We start from the raw sequence: 18,883 nt of genomic DNA, 5'->3' as shown, positions 1-18,883 counted from the left end.
CCGGGCGGCATGTGGTGGCTACTGGCGCGGGCCGAGCGTCCACCGGGGGCCGGACGGGCTGTCCTCGATGACGAGTCCGGACTGGTTGAGCTGGTCGCGGATGGCGTCTGCGGCGGCCCAGTCCTTGCGGGCGCGCGCGGACTGCCGCTGGTCGAGGACGAGGCGGACCAGGGTGTCCACCACCCCGTGAAGGTCGTCGCCGCGGTCGCTCTCGTCGGCCCAGTGCTCGTCCAGCGGGTCGAGGCCGAGGACGCCGAGCATGGCGCGGACCTCGGCGAGGCGCGCGACGGCGGCCTCCTTGTCATCGGCGGCGAGGGCGGAGTTGCCCTGGCGGACCGTGGTGTGCACGATCGCGAGGGCCTGCGGGACGCCGAGGTCGTCGTCCATGGCGTCGGCGAAGGCGGGCGGCACCTCGGCGGCCGGGGCGACGGTCTCGCCCGCCTTCTCCGTGACGCGCTGGATGAAACCCTCGATGCGGGCGAACGCGGACTCGGCCTCGCGCAGGGCCTCCTCGCTGTACTCGATCATGGACCGGTAGTGCGGGGTGCCCAGGTAGTAGCGCAGGACGATGGGGCGCCAGGTCTTGACCATCTCGCTGACGAGCACGGAGTTGCCCAGCGACTTCGACATCTTCTCGCCGGACATGGTGACCCAGCCGTTGTGCACCCAGTAGCCCGCGAAGTCGTCGCCGAACGCCTTGGCCTGGGCGATCTCGTTCTCGTGGTGCGGGAAGATCAGGTCGATGCCGCCGCCGTGGATGTCGAAGGCGGTGCCGAGGTACTTGTGCGCCATGGCGGAGCACTCCAGGTGCCAGCCGGGGCGGCCGCGCCCCCAGGGGGTCTCCCAGCTCGGCTCGCCGGGCTTGGACGCCTTCCACATGGCGAAGTCACGCTTGTCGCGCTTGCCCGTCTCGTTGTCGCCCGAGGGCTGGCGCAGATCATCCAGCTCCTGGTTGGACAGCTCCAGATAGCCGGGGAACGAGCGCACGTCGAAGTAGACGTTGCCGTCGGCGGCGTACGCGTGGCCGCGCTCGATGAGGCCCCGCATCATCTCGATCATCTCCGGGATGTGCCCGGTCGCGCGCGGCTCGTAGGTGGGCGGCAGGCAGCCGAGCGCGTCATAGCCCGCGTTGAACGCCCGCTCGTTCTCGTAACCGATGGACCACCAGGGGCGGCCCTGCTCGGCGGACTTGGCGATGATCTTGTCGTCGATGTCCGTGACGTTCCGGACGAACGTCACGTCGTAGCCGCGGTGGGCGAACCAGCGGCGCATGATGTCGAAGTTCAGCCCGGACCTGATGTGCCCGATGTGCGGGGCGGCCTGCACGGTCGCGCCACAGAGGTAGATCGAGACGCAGCCCGCTGTGAGCGGGACGAAGTCACGGATCTGCCGGGCGCTGGTGTCGTACAGGCGAATAGTCACCCCTCAAGGGTAGTGGGCCCGCACCAGTGCCCCGCGCCCCTGTGGATATTGCGGGCGCAGTTGTTACGGGGGTGGGTACGGGCGTTCGCGCGTGCGGGTCAGCCGGTGCGGTAGACGAGGGCGGTCGCGAGGCCGGCGATACCCTCGCCGCGCCCGGTGAAACCCAGCCCGTCGGAGGTGGCCGCGGACAGCGAGACGGGGGCGCCGACCGCGTCGGACAGCACCTGCTGCGCCTCCTCGCGCCGCTTGCCGATCTTCGGGCGTACGCCGACGACCTGGACGGCCACGTTGCCGATCTCGAACCCGGCCGCGCGGACGATCCGGGCGGCCTCGGTGAGCAGGGTGACCCCGGCGGCGCCGGACCACTCGGGGCGCCCGGTGCCGAAGTGCTGCCCCAGGTCGCCGAGGCCGGCGGCGGAGAAGAGCGCGTTGCACGCGGCGTGGGCGACGACGTCCGCGTCGGAGTGGCCGGCCAGGCCGGGGCCCTCACCGTCCCAGCGCAGACCGGCGCACCACAGCTCGCGGCCCTCCTCGAAGGCGTGGATGTCGGTGCCGATGCCGACGCGCGGGATGACGGGTGCGGGGGCCTGGGCGGGCCCGGGGGTCTCAGAAGCCATCGTTGGCCCTCCTGCGTGCGAGAACCGCCTCGGCCAGGACCAGGTCCAGGGGGCGGGTGACCTTGAACGCCTCTTCGTGTCCGGGGACGACGACGACGGGCGCGCCGAGCTGTTCGACCATGCCGGCGTCGTCGGTCGCGCCCTCGCCGCTGACCGCGACCTGCTCGTGGGCGCGGAGCAGGGTGGCCCGGTCGAAGCCCTGCGGGGTCTGCACGGCCCTGAGCCGGGCGCGGGCCGGGGTGGCGAGCACCGGCTCGGGCGCGCCGGGGGCCCCGGGCTCGACCTCCTTGACGGTGTCGGCGAGCGGCAGGGCGGGAACGACGGCGGGGGCGCCGTCGCGTACGGCCTCCACGACGGTGTCGACGGTGTCCACGGGGACGAGGGGCCGGGCCGCGTCGTGCACCAGGACGGCGGAGATGGTGTCGGGGAGCGCGTCGAGTCCGCGCCGCACGGATTCCTGGCGGGTGTCGGCGCCGGGCACGACGAGGAAGTCGGTGCGCTCCGGCAGGGCGTACTCGTCCAGCAGGGCGCGGACCTCGGCGACGCCCTCGGGCGGTGCGACGACGACGACCAGGGACACGTGCCGGGAGGCCGCCATGGCGCGGACGGCGTGCACGAGCATGGGCGTCCCGCCGAGCGCGCGGAGCGCCTTGGGGGCGCCGGGGCCGAGCCGTACGCCGCGGCCGGCCGCGGGAATCACGGCGGCCGTGCGGTAAGGACGCGGTTCTTCAGACATCGGTTGCACTCCGAGGCTTCGGCATGTTTGTGTCCACGGCCGACGTGGGTATGGCCACAAGCGAGCCGGGCGCTGCGCCATGACTCGACCGGGACCCTTTCCGTGACCCCGGGCGAGCCGGGACACGCCGCGGCCGTTCGGGGTCGGTCTCGCACGCCGGTTTGAGCAGGATCGCGAGCAACGTACCAAGGACGTGTACCGGGGGATCGTCGGTAAGTGGCCGGAATTCGCCGTTGGAACGCGGTCCGGACATGCCGCAGCGCCCGACGACACAGCGTGAATACAGCTGGTCAGCGGGCACTGCGGCACATTATCTACGGCCGGTGCGATCCGGTCGTCACGACCGGTGCCATCCGGTTCAGGATGCGAGGACCTCGTCGAGGAGAGCCTCGGCCTTGTCCTCGTTGGTGTTCTCCGCGAGAGCGAGCTCGCTCACCAGGATCTGGCGGGCCTTGGCGAGCATGCGCTTCTCACCTGCGGAGAGTCCGCGTTCACGCTCGCGACGCCACAGGTCGCGAACGACTTCGGCGACCTTGATGACATCGCCGGACGCGAGCTTCTCAAGATTTGCCTTGTAGCGCCGGGACCAGTTCGTCGGTTCCTCGGCATACGGTGCGCGCAGCACCTCGAAGACGCGGTCCAGCCCTTCCTGCCCGACTACGTCGCGCACACCCACGAACTCCGCATTGTCCGCCGGCACACGCACCGTCAAGTCGCCCTGAGCGACCTTGAGCACCAAGTAGGTCTTGTCCACGCCTTTGATCTGGCGAGTTTCGATAGCCTCGATCAGCGCGGCCCCGTGATGGGGATAGACCACGGTGTCGCCAACCTTGAACGTCATGTGACAGGTACCCCTTCCGTGGCTATCAAGAGTAACACGAGAATCGCTACTCCTGAATGGCGTTTTCGCAGGTCAGGGCATATCTCGGGGCTTGACAAGAGAGACGGGGACGTGCTGCGGAGGGCCTACGGAAGACGGTATTCGCAGGTCGGAGCGGCTGTCCGGCGACACGGAAACGCGGACGTTACACACACTCCGGCCCGCTTCGAAGGGGACGAACGTCCCGTTTTGTCGGGTTCCGCTTGCTGAACTTTCCGTAGTCCGTTCGATGATGGATCACTCGTTCGAGCGTAAGTACCGATGGCCAATGAAATTGATCAACGTACGACCCCCGCGGGGATTATGCGCAATGAATGCGCCACCGTCCGTGAACAGCGCAGGAAGCCCGGGGCGAACACGTGGCCGGAATTTGATCAAGCGCGTTATGTGGAGGGACCGCGAATGTCCGTACCCGGCCGGGCCCCGCGATCACGGGACCGTCAGGGGCGGGTCGGTTGCGGGGCGGCGAGGAGGGCTCGGTAACCTGACGGCTGACAGACCCTTAGGGCGGCTTTACCTCAGGCGCCCGACCCGTCCGAACCGTCCGCACGTTCAAGGAGTTGCCGCCGCCGTGAGCCGCAGCCTTCGACACGGCGCCCTCGCCGCCACTGCCATCGCGTTCTCGATCACCGCGCTCACCGCATGCGGTGCGGGCAACAACGCGCAGACGCTCGAAGTCCGGCCGGACAACGCCTCCACCCGGTCCGGCGCCATCAAGATCCAGAACGCCAACGTCATCACCCAGCCCGAGCGCGACGCCAAGGGCCCGGCGGTCGTCACCGCCACGCTGTTCAACAACGGCTCCGAGCCGGAGACCCTGGAGTCCATCACCCTGAAGGGCGGCAGCGGCACCGTGCAGCTGCACCCCGCCGAGGGCTCGGGTCCGGTCGTCGTGCCGGCCGGCGGCCGGGTGATCCTGGGCGGACAGGGCAACGCCTCCGCCGTCATCGAGAACGGCGACGAGGCCACCGAGAACGGCAACGTGCAGCCGCTGGTCTTCAAGCTCAGCAACTCCGGCGACATCTCGCTGGCCGCCTCGGTCGTCCCGGCGAAGCATTACTTCAAGGGCTTCGGCCCCAGCGCGCTGCCCGAGCCTGCGACGACGCCGGACGCCTCGCCGTCCGGCTCCGCCACCGACTCCGCGTCGCCGGACGCGTCCGGAAGCCCGTCCGGCGACGCGTCGGCCTCGTCCTCCGAGTCCGGCCAGCCCGGCTGAGCCGCACCCCGCACCGCACATGGCCGAGGCGCCTTCCCACCGGGGGAGGCGCCTCGGCCATGTCATGCGTACGGGCCGGCCTACGGCTCGAACTTGTACCCGAGGCCCCGCACCGTCACCAGGAACCTGGGCGCGCCCGGGTCCGGCTCGATCTTGGCCCGCAGCCGCTTCACGTGGACGTCGAGGGTCTTGGTGTCGCCCACGTAGTCCGCGCCCCAGACCCGGTCGATGAGCTGCATCCGGGTCAGCACCCGGCCCGCGTTGCGCAGCAGCATCTCCAGCAGGTCGAACTCCTTCAGCGGCAGGTCGACCTTGCCGCCGGAGACCGTGACGACGTGCCGGTCGACGTCCATGCGGACCGGTCCGGCCTCCAGGGCGGCGGGGGCCACCTCCTCGGGCTCGCCGCGCCGGCGCAGCACGGCACGGATGCGGGCGACGAGCTCGCGGGAGGAGAAGGGCTTGGTGACGTAGTCGTCGGCCCCTATCTCCAGGCCGACGACCTTGTCGATCTCGCTGTCCTTGGCGGTCACCATGATCACGGGCACGTTGGAGCGGCTGCGCAGCTGGCGGCAGACCTCGGTGCCGGGGAGTCCGGGCAGCATCAGGTCGAGCAGCACGAGGTCGGCGCCGTTGCGCTCGAACTCGTCCAGGCCGTCGGGTCCGGTGGCCGCGATGGCGACCTCGAAGCCTTCCTTGCGGAGCATGTAGGACAGGACGTCGCTGAAGGATTCCTCATCCTCGACGACAAGCACTCGGGTCACGGAAGGGCCTCCGGGGAAGGGAATGAATCAAAGGAGTCGGGGGCGGCGTCCGGGTGGGACGCCTCGTCGCCGTTGACGATGAGCGGGCCGCCGGACGCACGGTCCCGGCCGCGTGCGGAGCCCGCTTCGGGCAGCCGCAGGGTGAAGGTGGAGCCCTGTCCCTCCGAGCTCCACACGGTGACCTCCCCGCCGTGCGAGGCGGCCACGTGTTTGACGATGGCCAGGCCGAGGCCCGTACCACCGGTGGCGCGTGAGCGGGCCGGGTCGACGCGGTAGAAGCGTTCGAAGACCCGTTCCCGGTCCTTCTCGGAGATGCCGATGCCCTGGTCGGTCACGGCGATCTCGATCTCGTCCCCGCCGGGCACGACCACGCGGCGGGCGGCGATGCCGACGCGGGTGCGGGCGGGGCTGTAGTTGACGGCGTTCTCGACCAGATTGCCCAGGGCCGCGGCGAGCTGGCCGCGGTTCCCCCATATCCGCAGGTCGGCGGTGCCGCCGGCGGCCATGGTGATCTGCTTGGAGCCCGCCTGCTGGCGGCAGCGGTCGATGGCCTCGGCGACCAGCTCGTCCACCCGGACCGGCTCGGCGTCCTCCAGCGGGTCGTCGTTCTGCACCCGGGAGAGGTCGATCAGCTCCTGGACGAGATTGGTGAGCCGGGTCGCCTCGATCTGCATGCGGCGGGCGAAGTGCTCGACGGCCTCCTGGTCGTCGGAGGCGTCGAGCACGGCCTCCGAAAGCAGGGACAGGGCGCCGGTCGGGGTCTTGAGCTCATGGCTGACGTTGGCGACGAAGTCGCGCCGGACCGCCTCGATGCGGCGGGCCTCGGTGAGGTCCTCCACGAGCAGCAGCACCAGCCGGGAGCCGAGCGGGGCGACCCGCGCGGAGACCGCCAGGGCCTCGCCCCGGCCCGTGCCGCGGCGCGGGAGGTCCAGTTCGACCTGGCGTATCTCGCCGTCGCGGCGGGTGTCCCGCGCCATGTTGAGCATCGGCTCGACGGCGAGGCGGCCGCCCCGGACAAGCCCCAGCGCATAGGCGGCGGAGCTGGCCTTGACGACGCTGTCGCTCTCGTCCAGCACCACCGCGGAGGAGCTGAGCACGGACAGGACCGTGTCGACGCCCGGGGGCAGCGGGGCGCCGCTGTCGGGCCGCGGGGAGGTGCGCGTCGGCTTCTTCTGGTCGCGCTCGCTCCAGCGGAACGCCAGCATGGCGATCACACCGGTACCGACACCGGCGATCGCGGCAGCTGCGGCGACCGCCGCGTTCACGTCCATGTGTCCAGGTTATGCGGCACGTCGGACACTCTCCCAGCCGTCCGGGGCCCTCCTCGGTCACTCGTCGCCCAGAGTTCACCGAGGGGCAAGGGCCGGTTCACTTGGCCGGTCGGAATCCGACGCGTACGCCCGTCACGGTGGTGCCGTGGGGTTCGGAGCCGGTCGTCGGCGGGCCCCGGCCTCGGTCAAGGACTGGAGAGGGACACCCATGCGTGACGCGTACCACGAGGAACTCGACTCGATCGGCGAGGGCCTGGTCGAGATGGCCCGGCTCGTCGGCTCGGCGATAGGCCGGGCGACGACGGCGATGCTCGACGCCGATCTGAAGCTGGCGGAGTCGGTGATCGCCGCCGACCAGAAGGTGGACGACCTCCAGCACGAGCTGGAGGCGCGGGCCATCGCGCTCCTGGCCCGCCAGCAGCCGGTGGCGACCGATCTGCGGATCGTGGTGACGTCGCTGCGGATGAGCGCGGACCTGGAGCGCTCGGGCGACCTCGCCCAGCATGTCGCCAAGCTGGCCCGGCTGCGCTTCCCGCAGTCCGCGGTCCCGCACGACCTGCACGCCACCATCCTGGAGATGGGCCAGCTCGCGCAGCGCCTGATGGCGAAGGCGGCCGAGGTGATCGTCACCAAGGACGTCGACCTCGCGCTCCAGCTGGAGCAGGACGACGACGAGATGGACCTGCTGCACCGCGCGCTGTTCCAGCATCTGATGGACGATCGCTGGAAGCACGGCATCGAGACGGCCGTCGACGTGACGCTGCTCGGCCGTTACTACGAGCGGTTCGCGGACCACGCGGTGTCGGTGGCGAAGCGCGTGGTCTATCTGGTGACGGGTGAGCACGCGGACGAGATCCAGCAGCCCACGCCGGTCGACGGGGCCTAGTAGTCGACGGGCTTTCGACAAACGGGGCTTAGGACGGCTCCGGCGCGGGAAGGGCGGGGCGCTCGGTGACCGGGCGCACGCCCGCGCGCACGGCTCGTACACACGTTCCTGCGCGTGTGCGCCGTTGATGCGCCCGTCCGGGTGGGCATGCAATGAGTCGGGGCGGCACGACGTGTCCGTACGCCCCGGTCGCGGGCCCCTCGGTGGGCGTGCGGCCCTGTCGTACGCCTTGAGGAGGAACCATGGCCGACTCCCCCATGACCGAACCGGAGCGGGAGGCGCCAGCCGAGGTGATGCCGCTGACCGTGCTGGGCGCCTGCGGCTGCGGATCGGGCTGCGGGTGCGGCTGCCAGTCCGGAGCGCCGTGCCAGTGCGGGGGCTGCTCCGGCTGACACCGCCGGCCGCTGGGCCGTACGGGTTACGAGGGTGGCGTACGGGTTACGAGGGTGACGCCTCCGCCTTCGTGACCCGTGCCCCGGACGGCCGCGCCGGTGCGGCGGTCTCCGCCACCGGCAGCCCGCGCATGAGCAGCCAGTAGCCGGCCGAGGCCACCGTGCCCAGGAGGGCGGTGGTCGCCCACAGCCAGGCGGCGCCGAAGTGGTCGATGACCACACCGGACATCAGCGGGGCGATGAGCGCGGCGGCCGACCAGGACAGGGTGTACATGCCCTGGTAGCGGCCCCTGCCGTGGGCCGGGGACAGCTGGACGACCAGGCCGTTCTGCACGGGCGCGTTGATGATCTCGGCGACCGTCCACACGCTGATGGTCAGCGCGTACACCCCGACGGAGCCGGCGAACGCCGTCAGCCCGAAGCCGTATCCCGCGAGCAGCGAGGAGGCGACGAGCAGCCGGCGCGGGTCGCGGCTCTGGATGAACCGGGTGACGGGGATCTGGAGCACCACGATGAGGACGCCGTTGACGGCGATCGCCGTACCGAAGTCGGAGCTGCTGAGCCCGTCCGCGCCCATGGCCACCGGCAGGCCCACGTAACCCTGCTGGAAGATCAGCGCGATCACGAACGACAGGCCGACGACACCCATGAACCGTCCGTCGCGCAGCACGGTGGAGAGCCGTACGCCGTCCTCGGCGGGCACCCCGCCGGCCGTGCGCCCGCCGCCGGACCGCTCCGGGCGGGACTCCGGCACCTTCAGGAAGACGACGACCGCGCAGACGAGGGTCATCGCGGCCTCGCCGACGAAGCCCGCGAGATAGCTGTACTCGGCGACGAACCCGGCGCCCGCGGAGGAGACCGCGAAGCCGAGGTTTATGGCCCAGTAGTTGAGGGAGAAGGCCCGCACCCGGTCCTTCGCGGGGACGATGTCGGCGATCATCGCCTGGACCGCCGGGCGGGAGGCGTTGCTCGCCATGCCGACGAGGAAGGCGACCCCGGCGATGGCCACCGGATGCGTCATGAAACCGAGCACGGCGACCGCGGCGGCGGTGGAGAGCTGAGCGGCGAGCATGGTGGGCCGCCGCCCGACGCGGTCGGTCAGCACCCCGGAGCCGAGCGAGGAGACGACCCCGCCGAGCCCGTGGAGGGCGGCGACAAGACCGGCGTACGAGGCGGAGTAGCCGCGGTCCAGGGTCAGATACAGGGCCATGAAGGTGGCGACGAACGCGCCCAGGCGGTTGACCAGGGTGCTGGTCCACAGCCACCAGAACTCCCTGGGGAGCCCGGAGACGGTTTCCCGGGTGGCGCGGGTGGCCCGTCCGAGACCGGTGGCAGACATGCGGGTTCCCCCCAGGGGCGTACGACGGATGAGCCGGGGGAGGTAAGAGGCCCACCGACGGTCCGAACATTACGAATCCGAGGGATGCCGCTGCCACTCAATTGACGCCCCCCGTCAAACGTCGGCAGGCCCCTCCTCCGGCATGTCCGCTCTGTGACCGGTCGCGCGCGGCTCGGACGGGTTCGATTACGCTCGGACTCATGGCCGACGCACCGTACAAGCTGATCCTCCTCCGTCACGGCGAGAGCGAGTGGAACGCGAAGAACCTGTTCACCGGATGGGTGGACGTCAACCTCACCGAGAAGGGCGAGAAGGAGGCGGTCCGCGGCGGTGAGCTGCTGAAGGACGCCGGCCTGCTCCCCGACGTGCTGCACACCTCCCTCCAGAAGCGCGCCATCCGCACCGCCCAGCTCGCGCTGGAGGCCGCGGACCGCCACTGGATCCCCGTACACCGCTCCTGGCGTCTGAACGAGCGCCACTACGGCGCGCTCCAGGGCAAGGACAAGGCGCAGACGCTCGCCGAGTTCGGCGAGGAGCAGTTCATGCTCTGGCGCCGCTCGTACGACACCCCGCCGCCCGCCCTTGAGGACGGCACCGAGTTCTCCCAGAGCGACGACGCGCGCTACGCGACGATCCCGCCGGAGATCCGCCCGCGCACGGAGTGCCTGAAGGACGTCGTCACGCGCATGCTGCCGTACTGGTACGACGGCATCGTCCCGGACCTCCTGACCGGCCGCACGGTCCTCGTCGCCGCCCACGGCAACAGCCTCCGCGCCCTGGTCAAGCACCTCGACGGCATCTCCGACGCCGACATCGCGGGCCTGAACATCCCCACGGGCATCCCGCTCACCTACGAACTCGACGCGGACTTCCGCCCCCTGAACCCGGGCGGCACCTACCTCGACGCAGACGCGGCAAAGGCCGCCATCGAGGCCGTGAAGAACCAGGGCAAGAAGTAGCACCCGCCCCCGCGAAGGCCCCCGCCCTGCACGGTCAGGCGGGGGCCTTCGCGCGAGGTACTGCGGAGCACCGGCTTCCTCGCATAGGTTCGGCCTCGTGCCCGAACAGACGGCCGATCACCGGTCAACCATCAACGCCATCCTCGACAGCTGCCGCCGCGCGACGCTGCCGTATCAGCGGGCCCACCACGGGGATTCCTTCGGGACGGCGTTCTGGTTCAACGATCTCGTGTCCGAGGACGACGACAGCGAAACCTACGTGCAGTACCTCGTGACCGCAGGGGCGTCGACCCGGTACGACCTCGCCGAGATACGTTTGCGGCACGAGCTGTCGGATACACCCATGAGCGCGAACGGCCTGATGATGCTGCGGTTCCAGGAAGGCTGGATACCGCTCGGCGACTCCGGCGTCTCGGTCCTGCCCACCGACGTGCTGCACGCGCTCGCGCGCCGGAAAAAGTGGGCGTGGGCGACCGACGAGATCACCGACGGCATCGCCGCGAAGCCGGAGGACATCTCTCTGCTGGGCGACGGCCCGGTGCCTGCGTACGCGCTGGGCCACGACGTGGGACCGGACCGCACGCAGCGCGAACAGGCCGTGGTGATCGGCGAGGTCGTGCGCCACGGCGAGGGACGTGGGTTTGTATGGAGTGGGCACGTACCCCAAGGCTGTGCCGGGGCGCCGGTCTTCGTCGCACGCCACCTTGCGGACCGCAACTTCAGGCTGGTGTGCCTCGGCGTACTGCTGCCCGGCGAAGGCGAATCCGGGACGACGCATCACCCCGTGGCCACCTTCGATCACATACGTACAGCCGTACGGGGCCTGCCGCAGCGACCCGCAGTCGGCGCCGATGTCGCGGCGGCCGCCCCGACCCGGTGGTGGCACAGGCGGAAGTGACGCGCGTCACCCCGCCCCGTACCCTGTGCCCCATGCGGGGAAGAGTGCGGGAGGGCGGTTATGGGTGAGCCGTTGAAGACCTTTGTCGGGGGTGCCGAGGTCGAGGTGCCCAACAGCATTCCGGCGATCCGGGACGCGTTGCCGGAGGGGCGGCGGGCGGAGTTCGAGCGGGCCATCAATGAGGCCGGGGTGCATGAGATCCAGGCCGTGATGCGGCACTGGATGCTGGAGGCCGTGCCCGATCCGGAGGCCGAGCGGATTCTGGACCGGCTGGCGCGGGACGAGGCCGAGAGGCGGAGCGTCGCTTGAGCTTCCGGATCTCCTACGCGCCACCCGCCGACGACACCCTTGCCAAGATGGCGGACAGTGAAACATTCCGGGACGAGATGGCGGCGACCCTGGGGCATGAGCCCTATGGGCACGGGTCGACCGCCGTCAAGGGAGAGCACGATCGCCGGGAGGCGACGGTCGCCGGGGCGATCGTGCTCTATTACGTCTCCGGTTCAGTCCTCACCGTCACCGTCGTACGGCTCGTTCCGCTTCCTTGACGAGAGGTCAGGCGAGCTTCTTCGCCTGCGCGTCGATCACCGCGGTCGGCAGGTCGAAGTCCTCGCCGGAGCCCGCGGCCGCGAGGTTCATCGAGCTGAGCGTGGCGAGCGTCGCGCCCTGCCGCAGCGCGGTGAGCTTGAGCGAGTTCTTCTCGCCGTCCGACTCCACCGTCACGGTCCAGGCCGCAGCCTCCTCGCCGCCCTTGACCTGCTCCTCCGTGATCTTGGCGACCTTCTGCTTGTCACCGGCGACGGTGAGCGTGAAGCCGCCCGCGCACTCCGTCGCGGCGGTGCGCAGCGCGGCCAGCGTCTCCTCGGCGCCCTTGCCGTCGTACGACGCGAGCGTGGTCATCGTGGTGGTGATGTCGAAGGCGGCCTTGAACGCCTCCTCCGGGTCGCTGATGTCCTTGTCCGCGTCCTTCTTCGGCACGCTGACCACCTTGCGCTGCGTGGCGGCGGCGGGCGAACCGGCCTTGGCGCCCATCAGCGCGTCGCCGAAGACGTCGCAGGACTCCTTGTCCGCGGTCACGTCCTTCGCCTCGATCAGGTCGGCCGGACCGGCCTTGGTGATCTTGTGGTCCTTGACGTCGCCCTGCGCCAGCGAGACCTGCTCAAGCTCCGCCGCGGACAGCGCCTTCGCGGGAGCCTCCGCGCCCTTGTCGGCGCCCTTCTCCGACGGCTGGGCCGAGGAGCCGGCCGCCTTGTCGGCGCCCTTGTCGTCACCGTCCGAGCCACAGGCGGCGGTGAACAGCGCCAGGGACATCACGGTGGCGGCAACGGCGGTACGGCGTATGACAGTGGGTCGCATGGCCCGTCCTTCTGCTCAAAGTGTTTCGCCCGCACGCGAGCAGCCCCGCCGGGTTCGGCGCGGCTGAAACGGAGGTGCGTGGGGGTGATCCAACTCTATGAGCCCGCTGTGGTTTGGCAATCCTTTACCTTGGGCATCGCACGTGATCGTGACGACGTCGTGATCACTTCGCGCACACCGTTCAGGGGGAGCCCGCCGTGCCGATCGATTCCGTTCCCGCCGACGTCCTCGGCGCGCTGGGTACACCGCCCGGCCTGGTCGCCTCCTGCGAACCGCTCACCGGGGGCACGTACAACGCCGTCAGCCTCGTCCGGCTGACGGACGGGCGGGAACATGTGGTGAAGGTGCCGCCGCCGGCCGCCGGGGACCGTCTGTCGTACGAACACGACCTGCTGGTCAACGAGGTGACGTTCTACCGGGCCGCCGACGAGGCCACCGTGCCCGTCGTCGTACGCGCCGAGCTCGACCCGGCCGCCCCCACCGGCCCGTACGTGGTCATGTCCGCCCGCCCCGGCCGCCCCTGGCACGAGCTGACCGGCACGATGGCCGACGGCGAGGAGGCGCGGCTGCGCACCGAGCTCGGGCGGATCGTCGGCCGGCTGCACGGCCTGCCCGCGCCGGGCGGCTTCGGCTACCCCTCGCAGGCGCTCGGCCCGCTCGCGCCCACCTGGCGGCAGGCGTTCACCACGATGACGGACGCGGTCCTGGCCGACGCGCGGACGTACGCGGCCCGGCTCCCCCGTACGGCGGCGGAGACCGCCACGGTGCTCGGCGGCGCCTCGTACGCACTGGACGACGTGACCCGGCCCGCCCTGGTCCACTTCGATCTGTGGCAGGGGAACATCCTGGTCACCGGTGAGCCGGGTGCGCGGCGGGTGGGCGGGGTCATCGACGGGGAGCGGATGTTCTGGGGCGACCCGGCCGCCGACTTCGTGTCGCTCGCTCTGCTGGGTGACATCGCGGACGACAAGGATTTCCTCGCCGGTTACGGGGAAGAGGCGCCGGGCGGGCCCGTGGAGTTCGACGGTCCGCTCCGGCTGCGGCTCGCGCTCTATCGCGCGTATCTGTATCTGATCATGCTGGTGGAGACCGTGCCGCGCGGCACGTCAGGTGACCAGCTGGAGTGGACCTGGAACGAGGTCGCACCCCGTCTTGAGGCCACGCTGAAGGAGATCGAGTCGGCGACGCGCGTACGGGGGTGACGCGAGGTCAGCCCGCGGGGCGCTGGGTGAGGTGCGCGAAGGCGTCGAGATTACGGGTGGACTCGCCGCGCGCGACCCGCCAGGCGTACTCCTTGCGGATCGCGGTCGCGAACCCGATCTCCAGCAAGGAGTTGAAGGCGCCGTCCGCCGCCTCCAGCACGGAGCCGAGCAGCCGGTCCACCTCATCGGGCGTCACCACGGACAGCGGCAGCTTGCCGGTGAGGTAGATGTCCCCGAGCGGGTCGATCGCGTAACTCACGCCGAACAGGCGCAGGTTCCGTTCCAGCAGCCATCGGTGCACCGCCGCGTCGTTCTCGTCGGGGTGCCGGATGACGAAGGCGTTGAGGGAGAGGCTGTGCGCGCCGACGATCAGTGAGCAGGTGGTCGACAGCTTGCGGGTACCGGGGAGCTGGACGACGTAGTTGCCCGGTGCGGGGCTCTCCCAGTCGAGCCCGGCGTCGGCGAAGCTCGCTTCGAGGACCTGGGCGGCCCGGGTGGCCTCGTTCTTCGCCGGTACGGGTGCGTCAGCCATGTTTCGAGCGTACGTCAGGTGGCAAGGGCGCGCGGTCGGGGGCGTACGGGGGTCACACGCGGGTACGCGTCCGCCTGCGGTGTTCCTGAATGGCCGCCGTGTAAACCTCCGCCGTGGCGGCCGCCGCCGTGTCCCAGCCGAACCGCTGGGCGTGCTCCGCCGCCGCCCCGCCCATCCGGGCGACCAGCTCCGGCGCCTGCGCGAACCGCTCCAGCGCCTGGGCGTAAGCGGCCGGATCGTGCCCCGGAATCAGGAAGCCGCTGACGCCGTCGCGCACGGCGACCGGCAGGCCGCCCACGTCCGCCGCGACGACCGGTGTCCCGGTCGCCTGGGCCTCGATCGCGACGAGCCCGAAGGACTCGCTGTACGAGGGCATGACCAGCACGGACGCGGCCCGGAACCAGTCGGCGAGCTGGTCCTGCCCGACCGGCGGGTGGAAGCGCACGACGTCCGCGATGCCCAGCCGGGCCGCGAGCTTCTGCAAGCCCTCCGGCTTCGCGAGGCCGCTGCCGCTGGGGCCGCCGACGACGGGCACCACGATCCGGGGCCGCAGCGAGGGGTTCCGATCCAGCAGCACGGCGACCGCCCGCAGCAGCACGTCGGGGGCCTTCAGCGGCTGTATGCGGCCCGCGAAGAGGGGGATCAGGGCGTCCTGCGGAAGGCCGAGACGGGCCCGGGCGGCGGCCCGGCCGTCGCCGGGGCGGAAACGGTCGAGGTTGACGCCGGGGTGGACGACGGCGACGGCCTGCGGGTCGGCGTCGTAGAACCGGACCAGCTCGCCCGCCTCCTCGGCGGTGTTGGCGATCAGCCGGTCGGCGGCGTCCACGATCTGGGTCTCGCCGATGACCCGGGCGGCGGGCTCGGGGCTGTCGCCCTCGGCGAGCGCGGCGTTCTTCACCTTGGCCATGGTGTGCATGGCGTGCACGAGGGGAACACCCCAGCGCTGCGCGGCCAGCCAGCCGACGTGTCCGGAGAGCCAGTAGTGGGAATGGACGAGGTCGTAGTAGCCGGGGCGCTGACCGGCCCACGCCTGCATCACACCGTGGGTGAAGGCGCAGAGCTGCGCGGGCAGCTCCTCCTTGGCCAGCCCCTCGTACGGCCCCGCGTCGATGTGCCGGACGAGGACACCGGGCGCCAGGTCCACGGCCGGGGGCAGCCCTCCGGTGGTGGAGCGGGTGAAGATCTCGACCTCGATGTTGATCGCGGCGAGCCGCCTGGCCAGCTCCACGATGTACACGTTCATCCCGCCGGCGTCGCCCGTCCCCGGCTGGTGCAGCGGGGAGGTGTGCACGGAGAGCATCGCGATGCGGCGGGGCCTGCGGTGACCGGTGGTGAAGGAGCCGGTGAGACCTGCGGGGAACCTGCGACGTGGTGCGCCACGGCTGCTGCCGAGCCGCGAGACGTACTGGGTCACGTCGTCCGTCCTCCTCGCTGGGCCCCGGTGCCGGCGCGGTTCACGGCATGGCACCGAAGGGGCGCACGTTCCCTTCGAAGGTGGGGAACAGCGGAATCCCCCCTTTCATTTCCGTTTTACCAAATCATTACGGTGCGAACGCGGGGCCCGTCCCGATGCTCTCCCACCCGCCCTGCGCCCGCATCCTCCCGGATCGTTACGCTCTGTGTCATGCGCCCGATCGGCACCGCGACGCGCGGGACCACCAATCCGAACCGGCTGCGCCGTATGGACCGCTGGATCGCCGCCGCGCACGGCCCCGCCCTGCGCCGCGCCGACACCCCCGTCGCCGTCGACCTCGGTTACGGGGCCGCGCCCTGGACCGCCGTCGAGCTGCTGGCGCGCCTGCGCACCGCCGAACCGCGCACGGCGGTGGTCGGCATCGAGATCTCCCCGGAGCGGGTCGCCGCCGCGCAGCCGTACGCCCGCGAGGGCCTCACCTTCCGGCACGGCGGTTTCGAGATCCCGTTGCCGGAGCGGCCCTCCCTGATCCGGGCGGCGAATGTGCTGCGCCAGTACGACGAGGGCGAGGTGGCCGGGGTCTGGCAGCGGCTGTGCGAGCGGCTGGCGCCGGGCGGGCTGCTGGTGGAGGGCACCTGCGACGAGATCGGGCGCCGGCACGTGTGGGTGGCGCTGGGGCCGGAGGGGCCGCGTACGGTGACCTTCGCGACCCGGCTCGGCTCGCTGGACCGGCCGTCCGATCTCGCCGAACGGCTGCCGAAGGCGCTGATCCACCGCAATGTCCCGGGCGAGCGGGTGCACGCCTTCCTGCGCGACTTCGACCGGGCGTGGGCGGCCGCGGCGCCCTACGCCTCGCTGGGGGCCCGGCAGCGCTGGATCACCGCGGTGCGGGCGCTCTCGGGCGACTGGCCACTGACGGACGGGGGGCGGCGGTGGCGCCAGGGCGAGGTCACGGTGGCATGGGGGGCGCTGGAGCCCGGGGGGTGGTGAGGGGGCGCATTCGGACGGCGCGCGGGCACTTCCTCGTTGCGCCGGGATTCACCCCCGCGGCGGGAACGGCCAGCGGGCTCCGTTCGTCGGACTGAGTGGGACGCCGGGGGGCGCGGGGTAGCGGGGAGTGACGGAATAGCGAAGTGCCGCCCGAAGGCCGGAGTGTGTCTGCCTCTGTTGCTTTTCAGTACGGCATGGCACGATCTGGTCGACACTACATGTTACTGACGGTTAATCAGTTTTCTGGTACTGCTCGAACAGCTGGGAACTGCTCGGAGGGGGAGCTCGTGTACCGACGCCACTGTGCCGCAGCCGCGATGACTCTGGTCTGCGCGCTGGCGGTCCTCGCCTCGCCGGTCCAGGCGTTCGCCGCGCCGACACCGCCGGAGTCCGCCGACGGCGGCGGGAAGAGCCTCGAAGAGGTGCGCGCGGAGATCGACGAGCTGTATCTGGAGGCGGGCGCCGCCACCGACGCGTACAACCTCGCCGAGGAGAAGGCCAGGAAGCAGTCCGGCGAGCTGGTCGAGCTGGCGCAGTCGATAGTCGAGGGCCGGGCGAAGATCACCGCCCTCAAGAACCGGGCCGGCGCCCAGGCCCGCGAGGAGTACCGCAACGCCGGACTCCCACCGGGCGCTCGGCTCATGCTCAGCGGCGACCCGCAGCTCTTCCTCGACGGCATCAACCGCACCCGCCAGGGCCAGCAGGCCAGCAAGGGGCTCCTGGAGGAACTGACCAAGACGCAGCAGGACTTGGAGACGTACACCAAGGACGCCAGCACCAACTGGACCAAGCTGGAAGCCAACCGGGTCAAGCAGGCCAAGGCCAAGAAGAAGATCAACTCGCAGATAGCGGCGGCGAAGAAGCTGGAATCGCGACTGGAGAAGGAGGAGCGGGCCCGCCTCCTCGAACTGGAGCGGGAGGCGGCGCGGCAGGCGCAGACCGCGTGGCTCGACTCCGGCGCGCTGAAGGAGATCAACCGGGACGCGAGCCCGCTCGGCAAGCAGGCGGTGGCCTTCGCGACCGCGCAGATCGGCAAGCCGTACGTGTGGGGCGCGGAGGGCCCCAAGTCGTACGACTGCTCCGGCCTGACGTCCCAGGCGTGGGCGGCGGCGGGCCGCCCGATCCCGCGCACCTCGCAGGAGCAGTGGCGACTGCTGCCGCACATCGCGATCCAGGACATGCGCCCCGGCGACCTGATCATCTACCACTCCGACGCCACCCACGTCGGCATGTACGTGGGCAACGGCCAGATCATCCACGCCCCTCGCCCCGGCCGCGACGTCACCCTCGCGGGCGCGGGCTCCATGCAGATACTCGGCGTGGTCCGCCCCGACGCGTAGTCCTTGGGCGGACGGCGGGGCGGGGTGCGGCCGCGGTGACGCCCCGCCGCGGCGGATGCGGGTGCCCCTGGCGGGGCGGGGTGCGAATCGGCTTCGGTGGCGCGCGGCCACGCCGGACACGGTCGCCCTGGCGGGCGCGGCGGCGTGCGGCCGCGGTGCTCGGCGCCGGGTCGGACGCGGGTGCCCCGGGCGGGCACAGCTGCGGTGGCACTCCGCCGCGCCTGACACGGCTGACCCAGCGGGGCAGCCCGCACCCGGACAGGCGAGACGCTGGCCCGAGGCCGGAACGCGGCGGCGGTGGCGCACCGCCACACCGGACGCAGCTGCCCTAGCGGGGGCAGCCCGCACCCGGACAGGCGAGACGCTGGCCCGAGGCCGGAACGCGGCGGCGGTGGCGCACCGCCACACCGGACGCAGCTGCCCTAGCGAGGGCAACCCGCACCCGGGTAGGCGAGGCGAAGCGCCGCCCTCGGGGCCGGACGCCGCTGCGTGGCCGTGGGCCCGGCGGACCGGCCGGCCCGGAGCGGCGTCGGGCTTCCTCGTTGACTTGCGGGCGGGCGGCGCGGGGCCCGGCGAGCAGGCCCTGGGCCGGGTCCCCGGTGGGTACGTGCACGGCTGACCGCACGCCCCGGACCCGCGCACGCGCAGTGCCACGCACGCCCGGGCCCGCAC

The 18,883-nt window shown here is 71.4% G+C and carries 20 protein-coding genes; 10 read left to right on the top strand and 10 right to left on the bottom strand.

The window, feature by feature from the left end; all coding sequences use genetic code 11:
• Positions 1 to 18: 18 nt before the first annotated feature.
• The 4 genes from cysS to OG338_RS16130 all read right to left on the bottom strand — a co-directional run bounded on the left by cysS (position 19) and on the right by OG338_RS16130 (position 3,616).
• Positions 19 to 1,422: a cysteine--tRNA ligase gene (cysS, locus tag OG338_RS16145; RefSeq protein ID WP_405937986.1), complete on the bottom strand. Its 1,404-nt coding sequence runs from the start codon at positions 1,420 to 1,422 to the stop codon at positions 19 to 21.
• Positions 1,423 to 1,520: 98 nt separating this feature from the next.
• A complete protein-coding gene (gene ispF, locus OG338_RS16140; RefSeq protein WP_405937985.1) occupies positions 1,521 to 2,039 on the bottom strand; it encodes a 2-C-methyl-D-erythritol 2,4-cyclodiphosphate synthase in 519 nt (172 codons plus the stop codon).
• Complete coding sequence (gene ispD, locus OG338_RS16135; protein WP_405937984.1) at positions 2,029 to 2,775, bottom strand: 2-C-methyl-D-erythritol 4-phosphate cytidylyltransferase; 747 nt, start codon at positions 2,773 to 2,775, stop codon at positions 2,029 to 2,031. The genes ispF and ispD overlap by 11 nt, the downstream gene beginning before the upstream one ends.
• A 358-nt stretch (positions 2,776 to 3,133) precedes the next feature.
• Positions 3,134 to 3,616, bottom strand: coding sequence for a CarD family transcriptional regulator (locus OG338_RS16130; RefSeq protein ID WP_006380568.1), 483 nt, complete (start codon positions 3,614 to 3,616; stop codon positions 3,134 to 3,136).
• A gap of 610 nt (positions 3,617 to 4,226) precedes the next feature.
• Between OG338_RS16130 and OG338_RS16125 the strand changes: the two genes are divergently transcribed.
• Positions 4,227 to 4,871, top strand: coding sequence for a DUF461 domain-containing protein (locus OG338_RS16125; protein ID WP_405937983.1), 645 nt, complete (start codon positions 4,227 to 4,229; stop codon positions 4,869 to 4,871).
• Positions 4,872 to 4,951: 80 nt separating this feature from the next.
• Here OG338_RS16125 and OG338_RS16120 read toward each other — a convergent pair whose 3' ends face one another.
• Positions 4,952 to 5,632: a response regulator transcription factor gene (locus OG338_RS16120; protein ID WP_018519642.1), complete on the bottom strand. Its 681-nt coding sequence runs from the start codon at positions 5,630 to 5,632 to the stop codon at positions 4,952 to 4,954.
• Positions 5,629 to 6,903 carry a sensor histidine kinase gene (locus OG338_RS16115; protein ID WP_405937982.1) on the bottom strand — a complete coding sequence of 425 codons (1,275 nt, stop codon included), beginning with the start codon at positions 6,901 to 6,903 and terminating at the stop codon, positions 5,629 to 5,631. Before OG338_RS16115 ends, OG338_RS16120 begins: the two co-directional genes overlap by 4 nt.
• A gap of 208 nt (positions 6,904 to 7,111) precedes the next feature.
• On the opposite strand from OG338_RS16115, the gene phoU reads away from it, so the two are divergent.
• Both phoU and OG338_RS16105 read left to right on the top strand, forming a co-directional pair.
• Complete coding sequence (gene phoU, locus OG338_RS16110; protein WP_161207976.1) at positions 7,112 to 7,789, top strand: phosphate signaling complex protein PhoU; 678 nt, start codon at positions 7,112 to 7,114, stop codon at positions 7,787 to 7,789.
• A 242-nt stretch (positions 7,790 to 8,031) separates the two neighbouring features.
• Positions 8,032 to 8,181 carry a hypothetical protein gene (locus OG338_RS16105; RefSeq protein WP_405937981.1) on the top strand — a complete coding sequence of 50 codons (150 nt, stop codon included), beginning with the start codon at positions 8,032 to 8,034 and terminating at the stop codon, positions 8,179 to 8,181.
• 46 nt (positions 8,182 to 8,227) lie between these two features.
• Here OG338_RS16105 and OG338_RS16100 read toward each other — a convergent pair whose 3' ends face one another.
• A complete protein-coding gene (locus OG338_RS16100) occupies positions 8,228 to 9,520 on the bottom strand; it encodes an MDR family MFS transporter (RefSeq protein ID WP_405937980.1) in 1,293 nt (430 codons plus the stop codon).
• A 200-nt stretch (positions 9,521 to 9,720) separates the two neighbouring features.
• Between OG338_RS16100 and OG338_RS16095 the strand changes: the two genes are divergently transcribed.
• The 4 genes from OG338_RS16095 (at position 9,721) to OG338_RS16080 (ending at position 11,925) form a co-directional block, all read left to right on the top strand.
• On the top strand, positions 9,721 to 10,479 hold the full coding sequence (locus OG338_RS16095; protein ID WP_405937979.1) for a phosphoglyceromutase: 759 nt from the start codon (positions 9,721 to 9,723) through the stop codon (positions 10,477 to 10,479).
• A 97-nt stretch (positions 10,480 to 10,576) separates the two neighbouring features.
• Complete coding sequence (locus OG338_RS16090; RefSeq protein WP_405937978.1) at positions 10,577 to 11,377, top strand: hypothetical protein; 801 nt, start codon at positions 10,577 to 10,579, stop codon at positions 11,375 to 11,377.
• A gap of 60 nt (positions 11,378 to 11,437) precedes the next feature.
• The gene (locus OG338_RS16085) at positions 11,438 to 11,686 is read left to right on the top strand and encodes a hypothetical protein (RefSeq protein WP_073964763.1); all 249 of its coding nucleotides are present in this window, start codon (positions 11,438 to 11,440) and stop codon (positions 11,684 to 11,686) included.
• Entirely contained in the window at positions 11,683 to 11,925 is a 243-nt protein-coding gene (locus OG338_RS16080; protein WP_405937977.1) for a hypothetical protein, read from the top strand. The genes OG338_RS16085 and OG338_RS16080 overlap by 4 nt, the downstream gene beginning before the upstream one ends.
• Positions 11,926 to 11,932: 7 nt before the next feature.
• Here OG338_RS16080 and OG338_RS16075 read toward each other — a convergent pair whose 3' ends face one another.
• Complete coding sequence (locus OG338_RS16075; protein WP_405937976.1) at positions 11,933 to 12,733, bottom strand: hypothetical protein; 801 nt, start codon at positions 12,731 to 12,733, stop codon at positions 11,933 to 11,935.
• Between the two features lie 197 nt (positions 12,734 to 12,930).
• Here OG338_RS16075 and OG338_RS16070 point away from each other — a divergent pair, with 197 nt between their 5' ends.
• Entirely contained in the window at positions 12,931 to 13,935 is a 1,005-nt protein-coding gene (locus OG338_RS16070) for a phosphotransferase family protein (RefSeq protein ID WP_405937975.1), read from the top strand.
• Between the two features lie 7 nt (positions 13,936 to 13,942).
• On the opposite strand, the gene OG338_RS16065 is transcribed toward OG338_RS16070, so the two are convergent.
• Together OG338_RS16065 and mshA are read right to left on the bottom strand one after the other, a co-directional pair.
• Positions 13,943 to 14,467, bottom strand: coding sequence for a YbjN domain-containing protein (locus OG338_RS16065; protein ID WP_405937974.1), 525 nt, complete (start codon positions 14,465 to 14,467; stop codon positions 13,943 to 13,945).
• Between the two features lie 52 nt (positions 14,468 to 14,519).
• Positions 14,520 to 15,881: a D-inositol-3-phosphate glycosyltransferase gene (mshA, locus tag OG338_RS16060; RefSeq protein ID WP_405937973.1), complete on the bottom strand. Its 1,362-nt coding sequence runs from the start codon at positions 15,879 to 15,881 to the stop codon at positions 14,520 to 14,522.
• Between the two features lie 210 nt (positions 15,882 to 16,091).
• Between mshA and OG338_RS16055 the strand changes: the two genes are divergently transcribed.
• Together OG338_RS16055 and OG338_RS16050 are read left to right on the top strand one after the other, a co-directional pair.
• The gene (locus OG338_RS16055; protein WP_405937972.1) at positions 16,092 to 16,871 is read left to right on the top strand and encodes a class I SAM-dependent methyltransferase; all 780 of its coding nucleotides are present in this window, start codon (positions 16,092 to 16,094) and stop codon (positions 16,869 to 16,871) included.
• Between the two features lie 287 nt (positions 16,872 to 17,158).
• Positions 17,159 to 18,211, top strand: coding sequence for an NlpC/P60 family protein (locus tag OG338_RS16050; RefSeq protein ID WP_405937971.1), 1,053 nt, complete (start codon positions 17,159 to 17,161; stop codon positions 18,209 to 18,211).
• Positions 18,212 to 18,883 lie beyond the last annotated feature (672 nt).

The sequence above is a fragment of the Streptomyces sp. NBC_00726 genome (assembly GCF_045161735.1).
Lineage (GTDB): Bacteria > Actinomycetota > Actinomycetes > Streptomycetales > Streptomycetaceae > Streptomyces.
This window is presented reverse-complemented; position numbering and strand designations above follow the sequence as displayed.